The following is a 17,898-nucleotide window of genomic DNA, read 5'->3' as shown; positions in this document are numbered from 1 at the left end:
CTGTAATTACTAAGGTTATTTGGAACGCAACGCGGGCAAGTATAGAGCCTGTCCGCCAATAACACAAAGAGGCACCGACAATCGTTCAGCCAGCTTTTACCTATCAATGTCGCAGCGATTACAGCTGTTTGTTTTTCGCCTGACGCATCATCTGCGGATAAAAGCGCCAGAACTGCCCCTCCAGCCGGTCGTAGTGGGTATCCAGATCCTGCCAGGAGTCGCGCAGCGCCTCGAGACGCGGGCGGCGGCTGGCCATGCCGTTAAGCACGCGCTGAATAAAATCCATCTCCTGATAGCGTTCCAGCCAGCGCTCCGACCAGAGATATTGGTTGAGATTGACGAAGCGGGGCGGCGAGTCGGGCAGGATGGGGACGATCTGCCGCTCGGCGTAGCGCACGAACTCCTCCAGCGGCAGGTCAGGGGAGAGCTGCGCCCAGTGCTGCGACAGGAAATGATCCCACATGACGTCGAGGGTGATCGGGGCGACGCGGCGGGTCTGCGGGCGAAACCACTCCCGCGCCTCTTTGACTTCCGCCAGGTTGTCAGTCAGCACGTCAATCCGCCGATGCATATAGATGCCGTCAACAATCTCCGCCGGATAGTCGCCCTGCGGGTTGCCGCGCACAAAGTCGGCCATCAGATTGCCGGGCAGCGAACTGTCGGCGAGATGGGCCAGGTGCAGGTGGGCGAGAAAATTCATAGTGACGACATCCTTCAAATACTTTCTGGCGGGCAGAGTGAGCGGTGTAGCGCTGCGCGTCGCCCTGAACGGCAGCCCCGGTGCCCGGATGGCGTGCTGTCTGGCCGCGCGCGGCCCTCTGCCACCGGTGATGCATTCGGCTGCCGCATGGCGGCATTCGGAATGATTTGGAATATAGATTATGTCATTCATCCGGAGGGGTAAAGGTTGCAGGCAGACCGCCCCGGCACTAGACTACCCGCCTCTTTATTCAGTCTGAGTTATCGTCATGCGCGTTACCGATTTTGCTTTTGAACTACCCGAATCCCTGATCGCCCACTATCCGATGCCTGAGCGCAGTAGCTGCCGCTTACTCTCCCTGGACGGGCCGACGGGCGCGCTGACGCATGGCACCTTCACCGACATCCTCGATAAGCTCAATCCCGGCGATCTGCTGGTGTTTAACAACACCCGGGTGATCCCGGCGCGTCTGTTCGGCCGCAAGGCCAGCGGCGGTAAGATTGAAGTGCTGGTGGAGCGGATGCTGGATGATAAGCGCATCCTCGCCCATATTCGCGCCTCGAAAGCGCCGAAGCCGGGCGCCGAGCTGCTGCTGGGCGACGACGAGAGCATTCAGGCCACCATGCTGGCGCGTCACGGCGCGCTGTTTGAAGTGGAATTTAACGACGAGCGCCCGGTGCTGGAGATCCTTAACGGGATCGGCCATATGCCGCTGCCGCCCTACATTGATCGCCCGGACGAAGACGCTGACCGCGAGCTCTATCAAACCGTCTACGGTACCCGGCCGGGCGCGGTAGCCGCCCCGACCGCGGGTCTGCACTTCGACGAACCGCTGCTGGATAAACTGCGCGCTAAAGGCGTTGAGATGGCGTTTGTCACCCTGCACGTGGGCGCGGGTACCTTCCAGCCGGTGCGCGTCGACAGCATTGAAGAGCACACTATGCACTCAGAATATGCGGAAGTGCCGCAGGAGGTGGTCGATGCGGTGCTGGCGGCGAAAGCGCGCGGCAATCGCGTGATCGCGGTGGGCACCACCTCGGTACGCTCGCTGGAGAGCGCGGCGCAGGCGGCGAAAGACGCCCTGATCGCGCCGTTCTTCGACGATACGCAGATTTTCATCTATCCGGGTTATCAGTACCAGGTGATCGATGCGCTGGTGACCAACTTCCATCTCCCTGAATCCACACTGATTATGCTGGTGTCGGCGTTTGCGGGTTATCAGCACACCATGAACGCCTATAAGGTAGCGGTGGAGCAGAAATATCGCTTTTTTAGCTACGGGGATGCGATGTTTATCACGTACAATCCGCAGGCTATTTCTGAGCGTCCCTGAAAAGGCCGGCCCGCCGGCTTTTGGCACGCCATGACGCATTTTTAGCCACGGAATCATTCCGTGGCGAGTATCAAAACGTCGGACTGTTTTTCTGACGCAGGAGCAAGCATGAAATTTGAACTGGATACCACCGACGGTCGCGCCCGCCGCGGTCGCCTGGTGTTTGAGCGCGGCGTGGTGGAAACACCGGCCTTTATGCCCGTTGGCACCTACGGCACCGTCAAAGGGATGACGCCGGAAGAGGTGGAAGCCACCGGCGCGCAGATTATTCTCGGCAACACCTTCCACCTGTGGCTGCGCCCGGGTCAGGAGATCATGAAGCTGCACGGCGATCTGCACGATTTTATGCAGTGGAAAGGACCGATCCTGACCGACTCCGGCGGCTTCCAGGTGTTCAGCCTTGGCGATATCCGTAAGATCACCGAGCAGGGCGTCCACTTCCGTAACCCGATCAACGGCGATCCGATTTTCCTCGATCCGGAAAAATCCATGGAGATTCAGTACGATCTCGGTTCCGATATCGTGATGATCTTCGACGAATGTACGCCGTACCCGGCGGACTGGGATTACGCCAAGCGCTCGATGGAGATGTCTCTGCGCTGGGCGAAGCGCAGCCGCGACCGTTTCGATAGCCTTGGCAATAAAAATGCGCTGTTCGGCATCATTCAGGGCAGCGTTTACGAAGATTTACGTGATATCTCGGTGAAAGGTCTGGTAGAGATTGGCTTTGATGGCTACGCTGTCGGCGGTTTGGCGGTCGGCGAGCCGAAGGAAGACATGCACCGTATTCTGGAGCACGTCTGCCCGCAGATCCCGGCCGATAAACCACGATACCTGATGGGCGTCGGGAAGCCGGAAGATCTGGTGGAAGGGGTACGTCGCGGTATCGATATGTTCGACTGCGTCATGCCGACGCGCAACGCGCGTAACGGCCACCTGTTCGTCACCGACGGCGTGGTGAAAATCCGCAACGCGAAGCACAAAAGCGATACCGCGCCGCTGGACGCCGAGTGTGATTGCTATACATGTCGCAATTATTCACGCGCTTACTTGCATCACCTTGACCGTTGCAACGAAATATTGGGCGCGCGTCTCAATACCATTCATAACCTGCGCTACTATCAGCGTTTAATGGCTGGTTTACGCAAGGCTATCGAAGAGGGTAAATTAGAGAGCTTCGTGACCGATTTTTACCAACGTCAGGGGCGCACCGTGCCTCCTTTGAACGTTGATTAATTTTAATAATGAGGGAATTTCAATGAGCTTTTTTATTTCTGATGCGGTAGCGGCAACGGGTGCACCGGCGCAGGGCAGCCCGATGTCTCTGATTCTGATGCTGGTGGTGTTCGGTCTGATTTTTTACTTCATGATCCTGCGTCCACAGCAGAAGCGCACCAAGGAACATAAGAACCTGATGAACTCCATCGCCAAAGGTGATGAAGTGCTGACCAACGGCGGTCTGGTCGGTCGCGTGACCAAAGTAGCGGAAACTGGCTACATTGCTATCGCGCTGAACGATACCACTGAAGTGGTTATCAAACGTGACTTCGTTGCTGCCGTTCTGCCGAAAGGCACCATGAAGGCGCTGTAATCTAACTTTTCCCAAAGGGAACTGCCGTGTTAAACCGTTATCCTTTGTGGAAGTATGTCATGCTGGTCGTCGTCATTGTCGTCGGCCTGATCTATGCGCTTCCCAACCTGTATGGTGAGGATCCGGCTGTTCAAATCACTGGCGCGCGCGGCGTCGCCGCCAGTGAGCAAACGCTGATCCAGGTCCAGAAAACTTTACAAGAAGAAAAAATTACCGCGAAGTCTGTGGCACTGGAAGAGGGCGCTATTCTTGCGCGCTTCGACACCACTGATACCCAGCTGCGCGCGCGTGAAGCGCTGCTTACCGTGTTGGGTGACAAATACGTCGTGGCGCTAAACCTTGCTCCGGCAACCCCACGCTGGCTGGCGGCACTCTATGCCGAGCCGATGAAGCTGGGTCTTGATCTGCGCGGCGGCGTGCACTTCCTGATGGAAGTCGACATGGACACCGCGTTAGGCAAACTGCAGGAACAGAACATCGATAGCCTGCGCAGCGAGCTGCGCGACAAAGGCATTCCTTACGCGACCGTGCGCAAGGAAGACAACTATGGTCTGAGCATCGTCTTCCGCGACAGCGCGGCGCGCGACCAGGCTATCTCTTATCTCAGCCCTCGCCATCGCGATCTGGTGATCTCCTCTCAGGGTGACAACAGCCTGAAAGCGGTGATGACCGATGAGCGCCTGAAAGAAGCTCGTGAGTATGCGGTCCAGCAGAACATTAACATTCTGCGTAACCGTGTGAACCAGCTGGGCGTCGCCGAACCGCTGGTTCAGCGTCAGGGCGCTGACCGTATCGTGGTTGAGCTGCCGGGTATCCAGGATACCGCGCGGGCGAAGGAGATCCTTGGCGCGACCGCGACCCTCGAGTTCCGTCTGGTCAATACCAACGTGGACCAGTCCGCCGCCGCCTCTGGCCGCGTGCCGGGCGACTCGGAAGTGAAAGAGACGCGTGAAGGCCAGCCGGTGGTGCTGTACAAGCGGGTGATCCTGACCGGTGACCATATCACCGACTCGACCTCCAGCATGGATGAGTACAACCAGCCGCAGGTCAACATCTCGCTGGACAGCGCGGGCGGCAACATCATGTCCAACTTCACCAAGGACAACATCGGCAAGCCGATGGCGACCCTGTTCGTGGAGTATAAAGACAGCGGTAAGAAAGACGCCAACGGTCGCGCTATCCTGGCGAAAGAGGAAGAGGTGATTAACATCGCCAACATCCAGTCGCGCTTGGGCAACAGCTTCCGTATTACCGGTATCAGCAACCCGAACGAAGCTCGCCAGCTGTCGCTGCTGCTGCGTGCCGGCGCGTTGATTGCGCCGATTCAGATCGTCGAAGAGCGGACTATCGGCCCAACCCTTGGCATGCAGAACATCAAGCAGGGTCTGGAAGCCTGTCTGGCCGGTCTGGTGGTCTCTATCCTGTTCATGATCCTCTTCTATAAGAAGTTCGGTCTGATTGCGACCTCGGCGCTGATTGCCAACCTGGTGCTGATTGTCGGCATTATGTCCCTGATCCCGGGGGCGACGCTGACCATGCCGGGCATCGCGGGTATCGTGTTAACCCTTGCGGTGGCGGTCGATGCTAACGTTCTGATCAACGAGCGTATCAAAGAAGAGCTGAGCAACGGGCGTACCGTTCAGCAGGCGATTGACGAAGGTTATCGCGGCGCGTTCAGCTCGATCTTCGACGCCAACGTGACGACGCTTATCAAAGTGATCATCCTGTACGCGGTCGGTACCGGTGCCATTAAAGGGTTTGCGATTACCACCGGTATCGGTATCGCGACCTCAATGTTTACCGCTATCGTCGGCACCCGTGCCATCGTGAACCTGCTGTACGGCGGCAAGCGCGTTAAAAAGCTGTCTATCTGAGGAGTGCGTTGTGGCACAGGAATATACTGTTGAACAATTGAACCACGGCCGTAAAGTCTGGGACTTTATGCGCTGGGACTACTGGGCCTTCGGCATTTCAGGCTTTCTGCTGATTGTGTCGATCGCCATCATCGGCGTCCGCGGCTTTAACTGGGGTCTCGATTTCACCGGCGGTACGGTGATCGAAATTACCCTTGAGAAGCCGGTCGATCTGGACCAGATGCGCGATTCCCTGCAGAAAGCGGGCTTTGAAGAGCCGCAGGTGCAGAACTTTGGCAGCAGCCGCGACATCATGGTACGTATGCCGCCGGTGCATGACGCCAACGTCAGCCAGGAGCTGGGCAGCAAGGTCGTGACGGTGATTAACGAATCGACCAGCCAGAACGCGGCGGTGAAGCGTATTGAGTTTGTCGGCCCGAGCGTCGGCGCGGACCTTGCGCAAACCGGCGCCCTGGCGCTGATTGCCGCGCTGGTCTGTATCCTGATCTACGTCGGCTTCCGCTTCGAATGGCGTCTGGCGGCGGGGGTGGTTATCGCCCTGGCGCACGACGTGGTGATCACCATGGGGGTGCTGTCGCTATTCCATATCGAGATCGACCTGACCATTGTGGCCTCGTTGATGTCGGTTATCGGCTACTCGCTGAACGACAGTATCGTGGTATCGGACCGTATCCGTGAAAACTTCCGTAAGATCCGCCGCGGTACGCCGTACGAGATCTTCAACGTGTCGTTGACCCAGACGCTGCACCGTACCTTGATCACCTCCGGGACCACCCTGATGGTGATCCTGATGCTGTTCCTGTTCGGCGGCCCTATTCTGGAAGGCTTCTCGCTGACCATGCTGATCGGTGTCTCCATCGGTACGGCTTCTTCTATCTACGTCGCCTCCGCGCTGGCGTTGAAGCTGGGCATGAAGCGCGAGCATCTGCTGCAGCAGAAGGTCGAAAAAGAAGGGGCGGACCAGCCGTCTATTCTGCCGTAATACAGTTCAGTTGAAATAACGCAATCCCGGCCAGGCGCCGGGATTTTTTTTGCCCGCGAGAAAACCTGCTGACAGTATGCTGTCAGGAGCCCTCCCATACACTCCTTCTGAACTCACTAACGAGCAGGAGGAAGTATGAATAACGTGATTAACTGGTTTGAAATTCCGGTCGCCGATATGGATCGCGCCGTCGCGTTTTATGAGCCGGTGATGCAGGTGACGCTGCGTCGCGAAACCATGGACTGCGCCGAGCTGGCGGTGTTCCCGCATCAGGATCCGGCCCCCGGCGGCGCGCTGGCCAAATTTGAGGGTATCGCGCCCTCTGCGCAGGGCGCTATTATTTACCTGCATACAGACCATCTTGCCGCCACCCTCGACCGCGTTGCCTCGGCGGGTGGGGCATGTGTTTTCGGGCCGCTGACGCTGCCGAATGATATTGGCACCATCGCGCTGTTTACTGACAGTGAGGGCAACCGCGTCGGCCTGCACCAACCGGCTTAACCTGAACTTTTTGTGAAGTGAGACATGACCCGACGCGCCGACCGTTTATTTCAGATTGTGCAGATCCTGCGCGGCAGGCGGCTCACCACCGCCGCGCTGCTGGCGGAGCGGCTGGGCGTGTCGGAGCGCACCGTGTATCGCGATATTCGCGATCTCTCCCTCTCCGGCGTGCCGGTGGAGGGCGAGGCGGGGAGTGGTTATCGCCTGCTGGCGGGTTATGATCTGCCGCCGCTAATGCTGACCACCAAAGAATCCGAAGCGCTGATCGCCGCGATCCGGCTGCTGAAAACCTGGGGCGGCGAGGCGCTGTCGCAATCGCTGGAGTCTGCCCAGGAGAAGATGCTGGCGATCCTGCCGGAGGCGCGCCGGCGCCAGGCGGAGCAGACCCGCCTGTTTGCCCCCGATCTCGGCGCCCATCGCTATGCCAAAACCTTCTTTGACGTCATTCATCAGGCGGTCTCCGGCCAGCAGGTGCTGGCGCTGCGCTATCAGGATGAGTCCGGTCGGGTGACCGAGCGCGACGTGCTGCCGCTGGGGCTGTTTTTCTGGGGGGAGCGCTGGCTGCTGGTGGCCTGGTGCGAGCTGCGCAATGATTATCGCAACTTTCGCCTCGACCGCTGTCTGGCGGTCAGGGCGACCGAGCGTCGATTCAGCGAGTGCGCCGACCGCTCGTTAAGCGATTTTCTGCGCAAGGTCCGCTGCGACGTGTAGGAGAAATAAAAACGCCCGGGAGGCCCGGGCGCTGTCCTGCCGTTTCAGCAATCAGAAGTTGTAACCAACCACGAAGTAACCACCCCAACCGGTTGAGCGGACGCTGAAATCGCCATCGCCGAAGTTCAGCTTGGCATCGTCAGCCCACTGGCCGCCGTTATGGAAGTAACGGGCCACCACCGAGTAGTGCCAGTGCGCATAGTTCAGCGCTAGGATATGGCTGGAGGCGATGGAGTTGCTGGTGCGCGCGTGCTTCCCGTTCAGATCGTAGAAGTTGTCATCGCCGAGGTCAGAGCCCCAGTCGAAGTTGGTGAAGCCGATGTAGCTCAGCGAACCGCCCCACAGGTCGGTCAGCGGCACAAAGTATTTCACTTTGAAGCGGTAACCGTCCCACTCGTTTTCGTTGGACGCGCCGTAGTTCTGCCACTGGTATTTGGCGTAGACGTTCAGCGACAGGCTCATCGGCAGGCCGGTGTCGATATCGGTACCCAGACCCATATACCACGTGCTCTGCTCCTGGGAGTCATTGCGGCCCATATCGTAGATATAGTTGTTCGCGAAATACCACTCTTTGAACGGCCCGAAGCTCAGGTCGGTGTTGGTCAGCTTATCGATAGAGAAGCGCGGTTCGATCTCCATAAACAGCGGGGAGCCGTTGTTCCAGATACCTTTTGCCGTGCTGTTGCCGCCGAAGAATACCGGGGCATCGATATAACCGTAGAAATCAAACCAGTCTTTTTTGGCGAACGCTTCGTATTCCAGGTAGGTATCGTTACGGATCTGCGGTCCAAAACGGGTGTGGTAGCTGCCCACCACGTTAACACTCTGGTGCCACCAGTCAGACAGATACTGCGGTTTGTCGTTTTCTGCCGCGCCCGCGGTAAAAGAAGTGGAGAGCGCCACAACCGCACCCGCTGCCAGTAATGTTTTTTTCATAGTAATGCCACTGTTTAAATTGAGCCTGAAGGCGTTAAAAGAAGTGCCGAAGCGTTTCTAAATATTTCGTGTTTCTGTGGGGGTCTATTATAGGAATCATTGCTCACAAAAATACGTGTTGTTTCACATAACCAGAACATGCGTAATCGATTGCGTTCACGATTCTATGCATTTCTTGACAAAATGCTACTGAAAATCGCGATGCAGAACGATTTCTAATGAACTCTTGCGAAAAGTTGTAAGTGGATAAGAATAACGGGACAGGGCGTCGCCGGGCAGGGGGAAGCCCGGCGGCGAGGCTTACTGCGCGGCGGCGGGCTGGATATCGTGGACGCGAATAAAACCGACTTTGTCCGGCGTCACGTTCAGGCGCAGCGGGATATCGACATCGCTGGGGGCGAGAATGCTGGCCGGGGCGCTGATCAATTGATCCTGAACATTCACTTCCTGGTAGCTGTGGGTAGTGCCGGTGATCTGTCCGGAGGCGACGGTGGCGGTAAAGGCCGGCAGCGGATCGTTGGATTCGCCCTGAATACGTAAGGTCAGGCGTGACCCGTCGCCATCCGGCGTAATGCTCGCCACCGACATGCGCAGGGTGCCGATCTGGCTCTCCAGCCGCGCCGGGGTTTTCGCCTCCGGCAGCAGATAGACGCCGCGGGTGGATTTCGCGTTCAGCGCGTTTTGCTGGGTAATTTTGATCGTTTGCTGATTGAGCTGGGTCATCTCCTGGCTCAGCGTACTCACGCTCTGGTGCATCTGGCGGATTTCGCTTTGCTGGGCGCAGGCGGTCAGGGTAAACAGGCTGCCCGCGATGGCGAGTTTCAGGTAACGTCTTGTCATGGTCAGGATTCCGTTTGCAGAGGATGCTTAATGGTAGCCAAACCGCCTGACTCTCCCATAGATCCTTTGTCTCAAAAGCTCTTTCTTTGTAGTCAGGTCACTTCGCGGTAAACTACCCTTCAGTTTAACTACCTGTCAGGACGCGCTATGCATTGCCCTTTCTGTTTCGCCGTGGATACCAAAGTGATCGACTCTCGTCTGGTAGGGGAAGGCTCTTCCGTGCGTCGCCGTCGGCAGTGTCTGGTCTGTAATGAGCGCTTTACCACCTTCGAAGTGGCGGAGCTGGTCATGCCGCGGGTGGTGAAGAGTAACGATGTGCGTGAACCCTTCAACGAAGACAAGCTGCGCAGTGGGATGCTGAAAGCGCTGGAGAAACGTCCGGTCAGCGCCGATGACGTCGAAATGGCGGTCAACCATATCAAAACCCATCTGCGCGGCACCGGCGAGCGCGAAGTGGCCAGCAAAATGATCGGCAACCTGGTGATGGAGCAGCTGAAAAAACTGGATAAAGTCGCCTATATTCGCTTCGCGTCGGTCTATCGCAGCTTCGAAGATATCAAAGAATTCGGCGAAGAGATCGCCCGCTTACAGGACTAAGCCATGCAGGACGAAATGTACATGGCGCGTGCGCTCAAGCTCGCCGCCCGCGGTCGCTTTACCACCCATCCTAACCCTAACGTTGGCTGCGTCATTGTTAAAGACGGCGAGATCGTCGGCGAAGGGTTTCACTATCGCGCCGGCGAGCCGCATGCCGAAGTGCACGCCCTGCGGATGGCCAGGGAAAAGGCGCGAGGCGCCACCGCCTACGTCACCCTCGAGCCCTGCAGCCACCACGGTCGTACGCCGCCGTGCTGCGACGCCCTGATTGCCGCCGGCGTCAGCCGCGTGGTCGCCGCGATGCAGGATCCGAACCCGCAGGTGGCGGGGCGCGGCCTGTACCGTCTGCAGCAGGCCGGTATTGACGTCAGCCACGGGCTGATGATGAACGAGGCGGAAGCGCTGAATAAGGGCTTCCTGAAGCGGATGCGCACCGGTTTTCCCTGGGTCCAGCTCAAGCTGGGCGCCTCGCTGGACGGCCGCACGGCGATGGCCAGCGGCGAAAGCCAGTGGATCACCTCCCCGCAGGCGCGACGCGACGTGCAGCGTATGCGCGCCCAGAGCCATGCTATCCTGACCAGCAGCGCCACCGTGCTGGCGGACGATCCGGCGCTGACCGTGCGCTGGCAGGAGCTGAGCGCCGATACCCAGGCGCTGTATCCCGAAGCGAATTTGCGCCAGCCGCTGCGCGTCGTTATCGACAGCCAGAACCGCGTCACGCCCGAGCATCGTATTGTGCAGCAGGCGGGGGAAACGCTGTTTGCCCGCCTGAGCGCCGATGAGCGCCAGTGGCCGGACAGCGTGCGCACGCTACTGGTTCCGGAACATAACGGCCATCTCGATCTGGTGCTGCTGATGATGCTGCTCGGCAAACAGCAGATCAACAGCGTCTGGGTGGAGGCGGGGGCCACGCTTGCCGGGGCGCTGCTGCAGGCGGGCCTGGTCGACGAGCTCATCGTCTATATTGCGCCTAAACTGTTAGGCAATGCGGCGCGTGGATTATGCGCGCTGCCGGGGCTTGAAGAACTGAGTCAGGCGCCCCATTTCAAATTCAATGAGATACGTCAGGTTGGCCCGGATGTCTGCCTGCATTTAACCACTGCGTGAGGCTTTCCTGATTATTAGGAAGCAGCGCTCAGAATAATATGATAAAATCCGCCCCCCTTGCGGGGCACATGAACCCGAAGGAAGAGTATGAACATTATTGAAGCTAACGTTGCTACCCCGGACGCTCGCGTCGCCATCACCATTGCGCGTTTCAACAACTTTATCAATGACAGCCTGCTGGAAGGTGCGATTGACGCCCTGAAACGCATTGGTCAGGTAAAAGATGAAAACATCACCGTTGTTTGGGTTCCAGGCGCGTACGAGCTGCCGCTGGCGGCTGGCGCACTGGCGAAAACCGGTAAATATGACGCGGTGATTGCGCTGGGTACGGTGATTCGCGGCGGTACCGCCCACTTTGAATATGTGGCTGGCGGTGCCAGCAATGGCCTGGCGCACGTCGCTCAGGACAGCGAAATCCCGGTAGCCTTTGGTGTTCTGACCACTGAAAGTATTGAACAAGCCATCGAGCGCGCTGGCACCAAAGCCGGTAACAAAGGCGCAGAAGCTGCGCTGACCGCGCTGGAAATGATTAACGTATTGAAAGCCATCAAGGCCTGATTTTTGTAAGGGGAATTCCGTGAAACCTGCTGCTCGTCGCCGCGCCCGTGAGTGTGCCGTTCAGGCGCTCTACTCCTGGCAGTTGTCCCACAACGACATCGCTGATGTCGAATACCAGTTCCTGGCGGAACAGGACGTAAAAGATGTTGATGTTCTGTATTTCCGCGAACTGCTGTCCGGAGTGGCGACTAACAGCGCGTACCTCGACGGCCTGATGAAGCCCTACCTGTCCCGTCAGCTGGAAGAGCTGGGTCAGGTGGAAAAAGCGGTGCTGCGTATCGCGCTGTTTGAGCTATCCAAACGTGATGACGTACCGTATAAAGTGGCCATCAATGAAGCTATCGAACTGGCGAAAACCTTCGGCGCTGAAGATAGCCACAAGTTCGTCAACGGCGTGCTGGACAAAGCGGCTCCGGTAATTCGTCCCCACAAGAAGTAAACTGCAGGCCGGGTTTTGCGAGGGTCGCCTCGCAACCCGGCCTTATTTATTATTTTGCTGAGGCATAACGTATGGCATGTGGCGAATTCTCCCTGATTGCCCGTTATTTTGATCGCGTTAAAAGCGCTCGTCTTGATGTCGAAACCGGTATCGGCGACGACTGCGCTCTCCTGAATATTCCCGAGAAAAAAACGCTGGCAATCAGCACCGACACTCTGGTGGCGGGCAATCACTTCTTACCCGATATCGACCCGGCCGACCTCGCCTATAAAGCGCTGGCGGTAAACCTGAGCGACCTCGCGGCGATGGGCGCGGAGCCGGCGTGGCTCACCCTGGCGCTGACCTTGCCGGAGGTGGATGAAGCCTGGCTGGAAGCCTTCAGCGACAGCCTTTTTGTCCAGCTTGACTACTACGATATGCAGCTGATTGGCGGCGACACCACCCGCGGCCCGCTCGCCATGACCCTGGGTATCCACGGCTTTGTGCCGCCAGGGCGCGCCATGAAACGTTCAGGCGCGAAGCCGGGAGACTGGATCTATGTCACCGGCACTCCGGGGGACAGCGCCGCCGGCCTGGCGCTATTGCAGAACCGTCTGACGGTGGATGCGTCGACGGATGCCGATTACCTGCTGGCCCGTCACCTGCGTCCGATGCCCCGCGTGCTGCAGGGCCAGGCGCTGCGCGACCTGGCGACGTCGGCCATCGATCTCTCCGACGGCCTGATCTCCGATCTGGGTCATATTCTCAAAGCCAGCGACTGCGGCGCGCGCATCGATCTTGATGCCATGCCGTACTCCGAAGCCATGCTGCGCCAGGTTGAGCCCGAGCAGGCGCTGCGCTGGGCGCTCGCCGGTGGAGAAGATTACGAACTGTGCTTTACCGTACCGGAACTGAACCGCGGGGCGCTGGACGTGGCCCTTGGCCATCTAGGCGCGCGTTTTACCTGTATCGGACAGATTGCGCCGGAGAGCGAAGGTTTGCAGTTTATCCGTGACGGTAAGCCGGTCATGCTTGATTTAAAGGGATACGATCACTTTGCGTAGTCGAGACGAGGCGCTTAGCCGCCTGAGTATGCGTAATCCGTGGCATCTGCTGGCGACCGGCTTTGGCAGCGGCTTAAGCCCGGTGGTGCCGGGGACGATGGGCTCGCTGGCGGCGATCCCGTTCTGGTATCTGATGACTTTTCTCCCCTGGCAGCTCTACTCGCTGGTAGTGATGATGAGCATCTGTATCGGAGTCTATCTGTGCCATCGTACGGCCAAAGATATGGGCACCCATGACCATGGCAGCATCGTCTGGGACGAGTTCGTCGGGATGTGGATCACCCTGATGGCGCTGCCGACCCTGGACTGGCAGTGGGTGGCCGCCGGCTTCGTCATTTTCCGTATCTTCGATATGTGGAAACCGTGGCCGATTCGCTGGTTTGACCGCAATATTCACGGCGGAATGGGGATCATGGTGGACGATATCGTCGCCGGCGTGATCTCCGCCGGCGTGCTGTATGTTATTGGCCATCACTGGCCGATCGGTCTGCTTTGACCGCTGCTCCCCGGCAGCGCCATGCTGTCGGGGAAATCACGCCCGTCACTTAAATCCCACCACCGGATGCGGCTGATAGGGCGCCTCCAGTTTGTCGATCTGTTCCGAAGATAGCGTCAAATCCACCGCCTGCAGCAGGTCATCGAGCTGCTCCTGACGCGACGGACCGATAATCGGCGCGGCGACGCCGGGCTTGCTTAATAGCCAGGCGAGGGCGACCTGTGCGCGACTGGCGTCGAGCTCTTCCGCCACGTCCGCGAGATTCCCGGCGATCTGCGCGTCGTTCTCTTCGCTGGTGCTGTAAAGCGATTTGCCGAACTCATCCGAGACCAGCCGGGCGGTGGTCTCACCCCATGGGCGGGTCAGCCTGCCGCGCGCCAGCGGGCTCCACGGGATCACCGCCACGCCGTTACGCTGGCACAGGGGCAGCATCTCATTCTCTTCTTCCCGGTAAATCAGGTTGTAGTGATCCTGCATGGTGACGAAGCGCGCCCAGCCGTTCTGCTGCTGAAGCGCCAGCGCCTGGGCAAACTGCCGGGCATGCATGGACGAGGCGCCGATATAGCGCGCTTTGCCGGCTTTCACCACCTCGTCCAGCGCTTCGAGCGTCTCTTCAATCGGGGTGCTGTAGTCCCAGCGGTGGATCTGCAGCAGGTCGACATAGTCCATCCCGAGACGGCGCAGGCTGTCGTCGATGGAGCGCAGGATCTGCGCCCGGGAAAGCCCTTCCGCCAGATCGCCGACCTGATGATAGACCTTGGTGGCGACAATCACCTCATCGCGGCGGGCAAAGTCGCGCAGGGCGCGGCCGACGATCTCTTCGCTGCTGCCGTCGGAGTAGCTGTTGGCGGTATCGAAGAAGTTGATGCCGCCTTCAATGGCGTGCTGAATGAGCGGGCGACTGCTCTCTTCCGGAAGCGTCCAGGCGTGCCTGCCGCGGTCCGGCTCGCCGAAGGTCATGCAGCCGAGGCAGAGTCGGGAAACACGTAAGGCAGTATCGCCGAGGGGGATATAGTGCATAGTGCGCTCCTGCTATTCATCAAGGGTATCCCTTAAGCATAGCAGGAGCGGGAGGGGCGATTATGCCAGCCAGTCGAGGATTTTGGCTTCAATGCCGGCGGCATCAAGGCCGAGGTCGGCGCGGATCTCTTCCTGAGTGCCCTGCGGAATAAAGACATCCGGCAGGCCAATATTGAGCACCGGTACCGCCCTGCGATGGGCCATCAGCACTTCATTCACGCCGCTGCCGGCGCCGCCCATAATGGCGTTCTCTTCCAGCGTCACCAGAACGTCGTGCTCGCCTGCCAGCTGCAGGATCAGCGCGGTATCCAGCGGCTTCACAAAGCGCATATCCACCAGGGTGGCGTTGAGTTTGTCCGCCACCGCCGCGGCTTCCGGCAGCAGGGTGCCGAAGTTAAGGATCGCGACCTTCTCGCCCTGGCGCTTCACGACCCCTTTGCCGATCGGCAGCGATGCCAGCGGCTCCAGCGTCGCGCCGGTGCCGCTGCCGCGCGGATAGCGCACCGCGCAGGGTCCGTCGCTGTAGTGGTAGCCGGTGTGCAGCATCTGGCGGCATTCATTTTCATCGCTCGGCGTCATCACCACCATATCCGGAATACAGCGCAGGAAGGAGAGATCGAACGCCCCCTGATGCGTCTGGCCGTCTGCGCCGACAATCCCGGCGCGGTCGATGGCAAACAGCACCGGCAGCTTCTGAATAGCCACATCGTGGATCACCTGATCGTAGGCTCGCTGCAGGAACGTGGAGTAGATGGCGACGACGGGCTTGTAGTCGCCAATCGCCAGTCCGGCGGCGAAGGTGACCGCATGCTGCTCGGCGATGGCGACGTCAAAGTACTGATCGGGGAATTTCTTCGAAAATTCCACCATCCCTGAACCTTCGCGCATCGCCGGGGTGATGGCCATCAGCTTGCTGTCTTTGGCCGCCGTTTCGCACAGCCAGTCGCCGAAGATTTTCGAGTAGGAGGGGAGACCGCCGCTGCTTTTGGGCAGCACGCCGCTGGTATGGTCGAACTTCGGCACCGCGTGGAAAGTGATCGGGTCTTTCTCGGCGGGCTCATAGCCGCGGCCTTTTTTGGTCATAATATGCAGGAACTGCGGGCCCTTCAGGTCGCGCATGTTCTTCAGAGTGCTGACCAGACCGAGCACATCGTGGCCATCCACCGGGCCGATGTAGTTAAAGCCCAGCTCTTCAAACAGCGTCCCAGGCACCACCATGCCTTTGATATGCTCTTCGGTCCGCTTAAGCAGCTCTTTAATCGGCGGTACGCCGGAGAAGACCTTTTTGCCGCCTTCGCGCAGGGTGGAGTAGAGCTTACCGGAGAGCAGCTGCGCCAGATGATTGTTCAGCGCGCCGACGTTCTCGGAGATCGACATTTCATTGTCATTCAGCACCACCAGCAGATCGGGTTTGATATCTCCGGCGTGGTTCATCGCCTCAAACGCCATGCCGGCGGTGATCGCCCCGTCGCCAATCACGCACACCGCGCGCCGCTGCTTATCCTCTTTCGCGGCGGCGATAGCCACCCCGATGCCAGCGGAAATGGAGGTGGAGGAGTGACCGACGCTCAGTACGTCGTACTCGCTCTCACCGCGCCACGGGAAGGGGTGCAGGCCGCCTTTCTGGCGAATGGTGCCGATTTTGTCGCGGCGGCCGGTCAGAATTTTATGCGGGTAGGCCTGGTGGCCGACGTCCCAGATCAGGCGATCGAAGGGCGTGTTATAGACGTAGTGCAGCGCCACGGTCAGTTCCACGGTGCCGAGGCCAGAGGCAAAGTGACCGCTGGAGCGGCTGACGCTGTCCAGCAGGTAGCGCCGCAGCTCATCACACAGCTTCGGCAGGCTCTCTTTTGGCAACAGGCGCAACTCCTGGGTGGAATCTACCAGCGCCAGGGTCGGGTATTTGGCAATATCAAAACTCATCAGAGACTCATTTATTGTTTATTTATCGCGCTGAATAATGTAATTCGCGAGCGCTTCCAGTGCCGAAGTATCCAGAGATTGTGCGGCCAGTTCATCTAACGACCGGCGGGCATCAGCGATCAGGTCGTGCGCTTTCTTCCGGGCTTGCTCAAGGCCCAGGAGGGCGGGATAGGTGCTTTTACCCAATTGCTGGTCGGCACCCTGACGTTTGCCAAGGGTCGCAGTATCCCCTACCACGTCGAGAATGTCATCCTGGACCTGGAAGGCCAGGCCGATATTTTCCGCATAGCGATCCAGCGCGGGAAGGGCGGCGCGCCCACGTTCGCCGGCGCTCAGCGCCCCCATGCGGACGGCGGCGCGGATCAGCGCGCCCGTTTTGTGGCGGTGGATACGCTCCAGCGCCTGCAGATTCACCTGCTGTCCTTCCGCCTGCAGATCCAGCGCCTGGCCGCCGCACATGCCCGCCACGCCGCTGGCCTGCGCCAGTTCGGAAACCATCGCCAGACGATCCCGGTCAGGGACGTCCGTCATCGGCGCATCACTGAGTATAGAAAACGCCAGCGTTTGCAGGGCATCTCCCGCAAGAATTGCGTTGGCTTCGCCAAATTTAATATGGCAGGTCGGCAGTCCGCGACGCAGATCGTCATCATCCATCGCCGGCAAATCATCATGCATCAGGGAATAAGCATGAATGCATTCGACCGCGGCGGCAGGGGCGTCCAGCGTGGTGCGGCTCACGCCGAACATCTCGCCGGTAGCGTAGACAAGGAAGGGACGCAGGCGTTTACCGCCTAAGAGTGCGCCATAATGCATCGCTTCCACCAGCGGAGTGTTCTGAAAGGGCTGCGGCGCGATAAAACGGCGCAGCGCCTCGTTAGCCTGTTCCACACAGGCCTGCAATTGTTGCGGGAAATCCATTTATTCAGCGTCCGGCGTAAAAGGCGTGGTCGGGGAATCTTCACTATCCGCCAGCAGGATCTGCACGCGCTGTTCGGCCTGCTGTAGCTGGCTTTGCCCCTGGCGGGCCAGCTGGACCCCGCGCTCAAATTCGCTGAGCGCTTCTTCTAACGGCAAATCGCCGCTTTCCAGACGGTTAACGATCTGCTCCAGTTCGCCCAGCGCAGTTTCAAAGCTGGCCGGGGCCTCATTTTTCTTTGGCATAGTGAATGTAGACTCTTGTTATGTCGCGACGGCAATACCGGGTATGGTAACGAAGTCACGCGTGTAAGCAAATAACGCGCAATGGT

Annotated in this window: 20 protein-coding genes and 1 pseudogene; 14 read left to right on the top strand and 7 right to left on the bottom strand. The window is 59.0% G+C overall.

All coding sequences use genetic code 11. The features are described 5' to 3' along the window. Window positions 1-118: 118 nt before the first annotated feature. Window positions 119-700, bottom strand: coding sequence for an ACP phosphodiesterase (gene acpH / locus ABLV54_RS09550; RefSeq protein ID WP_023288592.1), 582 nt, complete (start codon window positions 698-700; stop codon window positions 119-121). Window positions 701-788: 88 nt separating this feature from the next. On the opposite strand from acpH, the pseudogene ABLV54_RS09545 reads away from it, so the two are divergent. The 8 genes and pseudogenes from ABLV54_RS09545 to ABLV54_RS09510 all read left to right on the top strand — a co-directional run bounded on the left by ABLV54_RS09545 (window position 789) and on the right by ABLV54_RS09510 (window position 7,692). Further along, a pseudogene (locus ABLV54_RS09545) lies at window positions 789-904 on the top strand (hypothetical protein). A gap of 64 nt (window positions 905-968) precedes the next feature. Further along, on the top strand, window positions 969-2,033 hold the full coding sequence (gene queA / locus ABLV54_RS09540; RefSeq protein ID WP_004204841.1) for a tRNA preQ1(34) S-adenosylmethionine ribosyltransferase-isomerase QueA: 1,065 nt from the start codon (window positions 969-971) through the stop codon (window positions 2,031-2,033). A 108-nt stretch (window positions 2,034-2,141) separates the two neighbouring features. After that, window positions 2,142-3,269: a tRNA guanosine(34) transglycosylase Tgt gene (tgt, locus tag ABLV54_RS09535; RefSeq protein ID WP_002890395.1), complete on the top strand. Its 1,128-nt coding sequence runs from the start codon at window positions 2,142-2,144 to the stop codon at window positions 3,267-3,269. 22 nt (window positions 3,270-3,291) lie between these two features. After that, window positions 3,292-3,624 carry a preprotein translocase subunit YajC gene (yajC, locus tag ABLV54_RS09530; protein WP_002890398.1) on the top strand — a complete coding sequence of 111 codons (333 nt, stop codon included), beginning with the start codon at window positions 3,292-3,294 and terminating at the stop codon, window positions 3,622-3,624. 26 nt (window positions 3,625-3,650) lie between these two features. Beyond that, window positions 3,651-5,498, top strand: coding sequence for a protein translocase subunit SecD (gene secD, locus ABLV54_RS09525; protein WP_008805370.1), 1,848 nt, complete (start codon window positions 3,651-3,653; stop codon window positions 5,496-5,498). A 10-nt stretch (window positions 5,499-5,508) separates the two neighbouring features. Then, window positions 5,509-6,480 carry a protein translocase subunit SecF gene (secF, locus tag ABLV54_RS09520; protein ID WP_008805371.1) on the top strand — a complete coding sequence of 324 codons (972 nt, stop codon included), beginning with the start codon at window positions 5,509-5,511 and terminating at the stop codon, window positions 6,478-6,480. Window positions 6,481-6,615: 135 nt separating this feature from the next. Continuing rightward, entirely contained in the window at window positions 6,616-6,981 is a 366-nt protein-coding gene (locus ABLV54_RS09515) for a VOC family protein (RefSeq protein WP_016160371.1), read from the top strand. A 24-nt stretch (window positions 6,982-7,005) separates the two neighbouring features. Continuing rightward, window positions 7,006-7,692 carry a YafY family protein gene (locus ABLV54_RS09510; RefSeq protein ID WP_050533097.1) on the top strand — a complete coding sequence of 229 codons (687 nt, stop codon included), beginning with the start codon at window positions 7,006-7,008 and terminating at the stop codon, window positions 7,690-7,692. A 51-nt stretch (window positions 7,693-7,743) separates the two neighbouring features. Here the strand turns inward: ABLV54_RS09510 and ABLV54_RS09505 are convergent, their stop codons facing one another. Together ABLV54_RS09505 and ABLV54_RS09500 are read right to left on the bottom strand one after the other, a co-directional pair. Next, window positions 7,744-8,628: a nucleoside-specific channel-forming protein Tsx gene (locus ABLV54_RS09505; RefSeq protein ID WP_004204836.1), complete on the bottom strand. Its 885-nt coding sequence runs from the start codon at window positions 8,626-8,628 to the stop codon at window positions 7,744-7,746. A gap of 300 nt (window positions 8,629-8,928) precedes the next feature. After that, complete coding sequence (locus ABLV54_RS09500; protein ID WP_023288595.1) at window positions 8,929-9,468, bottom strand: DUF3251 domain-containing protein; 540 nt, start codon at window positions 9,466-9,468, stop codon at window positions 8,929-8,931. Between the two features lie 147 nt (window positions 9,469-9,615). Here ABLV54_RS09500 and nrdR point away from each other — a divergent pair, with 147 nt between their 5' ends. From nrdR to pgpA, 6 genes are all read left to right on the top strand, one after another. Then, window positions 9,616-10,065, top strand: coding sequence for a transcriptional regulator NrdR (gene nrdR / locus ABLV54_RS09495; RefSeq protein ID WP_002890417.1), 450 nt, complete (start codon window positions 9,616-9,618; stop codon window positions 10,063-10,065). A 3-nt stretch (window positions 10,066-10,068) separates the two neighbouring features. Next, window positions 10,069-11,172 carry a bifunctional diaminohydroxyphosphoribosylaminopyrimidine deaminase/5-amino-6-(5-phosphoribosylamino)uracil reductase RibD gene (gene ribD / locus ABLV54_RS09490; protein ID WP_050533096.1) on the top strand — a complete coding sequence of 368 codons (1,104 nt, stop codon included), beginning with the start codon at window positions 10,069-10,071 and terminating at the stop codon, window positions 11,170-11,172. Window positions 11,173-11,259: 87 nt separating this feature from the next. Continuing rightward, window positions 11,260-11,730: a 6,7-dimethyl-8-ribityllumazine synthase gene (gene ribE / locus ABLV54_RS09485; protein ID WP_001021161.1), complete on the top strand. Its 471-nt coding sequence runs from the start codon at window positions 11,260-11,262 to the stop codon at window positions 11,728-11,730. A gap of 19 nt (window positions 11,731-11,749) precedes the next feature. Beyond that, window positions 11,750-12,169 (top strand): transcription antitermination factor NusB, encoded by a 420-nt coding sequence (gene nusB / locus ABLV54_RS09480; protein WP_002891356.1) that lies wholly within the window; start codon window positions 11,750-11,752, stop codon window positions 12,167-12,169. Between the two features lie 71 nt (window positions 12,170-12,240). Then, window positions 12,241-13,212 (top strand): thiamine-phosphate kinase, encoded by a 972-nt coding sequence (thiL, locus tag ABLV54_RS09475; RefSeq protein ID WP_050533095.1) that lies wholly within the window; start codon window positions 12,241-12,243, stop codon window positions 13,210-13,212. Further along, the gene (pgpA, locus tag ABLV54_RS09470) at window positions 13,205-13,708 is read left to right on the top strand and encodes a phosphatidylglycerophosphatase A (protein WP_004177266.1); all 504 of its coding nucleotides are present in this window, start codon (window positions 13,205-13,207) and stop codon (window positions 13,706-13,708) included. The genes thiL and pgpA overlap by 8 nt, the downstream gene beginning before the upstream one ends. A 45-nt stretch (window positions 13,709-13,753) precedes the next feature. Here pgpA and ABLV54_RS09465 read toward each other — a convergent pair whose 3' ends face one another. Genes ABLV54_RS09465 through xseB form a run of 4 tightly spaced genes read right to left on the bottom strand, consistent with a single transcriptional unit; the run spans window position 13,754 to window position 17,812 of the window. Next, on the bottom strand, window positions 13,754-14,728 hold the full coding sequence (locus ABLV54_RS09465) for an aldo/keto reductase (RefSeq protein ID WP_023288598.1): 975 nt from the start codon (window positions 14,726-14,728) through the stop codon (window positions 13,754-13,756). 60 nt (window positions 14,729-14,788) lie between these two features. Beyond that, entirely contained in the window at window positions 14,789-16,651 is a 1,863-nt protein-coding gene (dxs, locus tag ABLV54_RS09460) for a 1-deoxy-D-xylulose-5-phosphate synthase (RefSeq protein WP_023288599.1), read from the bottom strand. A gap of 18 nt (window positions 16,652-16,669) precedes the next feature. Further along, a complete protein-coding gene (ispA, locus tag ABLV54_RS09455; protein WP_004204826.1) occupies window positions 16,670-17,569 on the bottom strand; it encodes a (2E,6E)-farnesyl diphosphate synthase in 900 nt (299 codons plus the stop codon). After that, window positions 17,570-17,812: an exodeoxyribonuclease VII small subunit gene (gene xseB, locus ABLV54_RS09450; RefSeq protein WP_004204824.1), complete on the bottom strand. Its 243-nt coding sequence runs from the start codon at window positions 17,810-17,812 to the stop codon at window positions 17,570-17,572. Window positions 17,813-17,898 lie beyond the last annotated feature (86 nt).

It is taken from the genome of Klebsiella sp. JB_Kp042 (genome assembly GCF_040065275.1).
In the GTDB taxonomy this organism is placed as follows: Bacteria; Pseudomonadota; Gammaproteobacteria; order Enterobacterales; family Enterobacteriaceae; genus Klebsiella; species Klebsiella quasipneumoniae.
The sequence above is the reverse complement of the archived record's forward strand: the minus strand, read 5'-3'. Positions and strand labels throughout refer to the sequence as shown.

Excerpts from the sequence above, each read along its gene's own strand:
- ispA (WP_004204826.1), bottom strand. The coding sequence starts at position 17,569 with ATGGATTTCCCGCAACAATTGCAGGCCTGTGTGGAACAGGCTAACGAG.
- ABLV54_RS09510 (WP_050533097.1), top strand. The coding sequence starts at position 7,006 with ATGACCCGACGCGCCGACCGTTTATTTCAGATTGTGCAGATCCTGCGC.
- acpH (WP_023288592.1), bottom strand. The coding sequence starts at position 700 with ATGAATTTTCTCGCCCACCTGCACCTGGCCCATCTCGCCGACAGTTCG.
- ABLV54_RS09465 (WP_023288598.1), bottom strand. The coding sequence starts at position 14,728 with ATGCACTATATCCCCCTCGGCGATACTGCCTTACGTGTTTCCCGACTC.
- ribD (WP_050533096.1), top strand. The coding sequence starts at position 10,069 with ATGCAGGACGAAATGTACATGGCGCGTGCGCTCAAGCTCGCCGCCCGC.
- ABLV54_RS09515 (WP_016160371.1), top strand. The coding sequence starts at position 6,616 with ATGAATAACGTGATTAACTGGTTTGAAATTCCGGTCGCCGATATGGAT.
- nrdR (WP_002890417.1), top strand. The coding sequence starts at position 9,616 with ATGCATTGCCCTTTCTGTTTCGCCGTGGATACCAAAGTGATCGACTCT.
- dxs (WP_023288599.1), bottom strand. The coding sequence starts at position 16,651 with ATGAGTTTTGATATTGCCAAATACCCGACCCTGGCGCTGGTAGATTCC.
- ABLV54_RS09500 (WP_023288595.1), bottom strand. The coding sequence starts at position 9,468 with ATGACAAGACGTTACCTGAAACTCGCCATCGCGGGCAGCCTGTTTACC.
- thiL (WP_050533095.1), top strand. The coding sequence starts at position 12,241 with ATGGCATGTGGCGAATTCTCCCTGATTGCCCGTTATTTTGATCGCGTT.
- xseB (WP_004204824.1), bottom strand. The coding sequence starts at position 17,812 with ATGCCAAAGAAAAATGAGGCCCCGGCCAGCTTTGAAACTGCGCTGGGC.
- queA (WP_004204841.1), top strand. The coding sequence starts at position 969 with ATGCGCGTTACCGATTTTGCTTTTGAACTACCCGAATCCCTGATCGCC.
- ribE (WP_001021161.1), top strand. The coding sequence starts at position 11,260 with ATGAACATTATTGAAGCTAACGTTGCTACCCCGGACGCTCGCGTCGCC.
- yajC (WP_002890398.1), top strand. The coding sequence starts at position 3,292 with ATGAGCTTTTTTATTTCTGATGCGGTAGCGGCAACGGGTGCACCGGCG.
- tgt (WP_002890395.1), top strand. The coding sequence starts at position 2,142 with ATGAAATTTGAACTGGATACCACCGACGGTCGCGCCCGCCGCGGTCGC.
- ABLV54_RS09505 (WP_004204836.1), bottom strand. The coding sequence starts at position 8,628 with ATGAAAAAAACATTACTGGCAGCGGGTGCGGTTGTGGCGCTCTCCACT.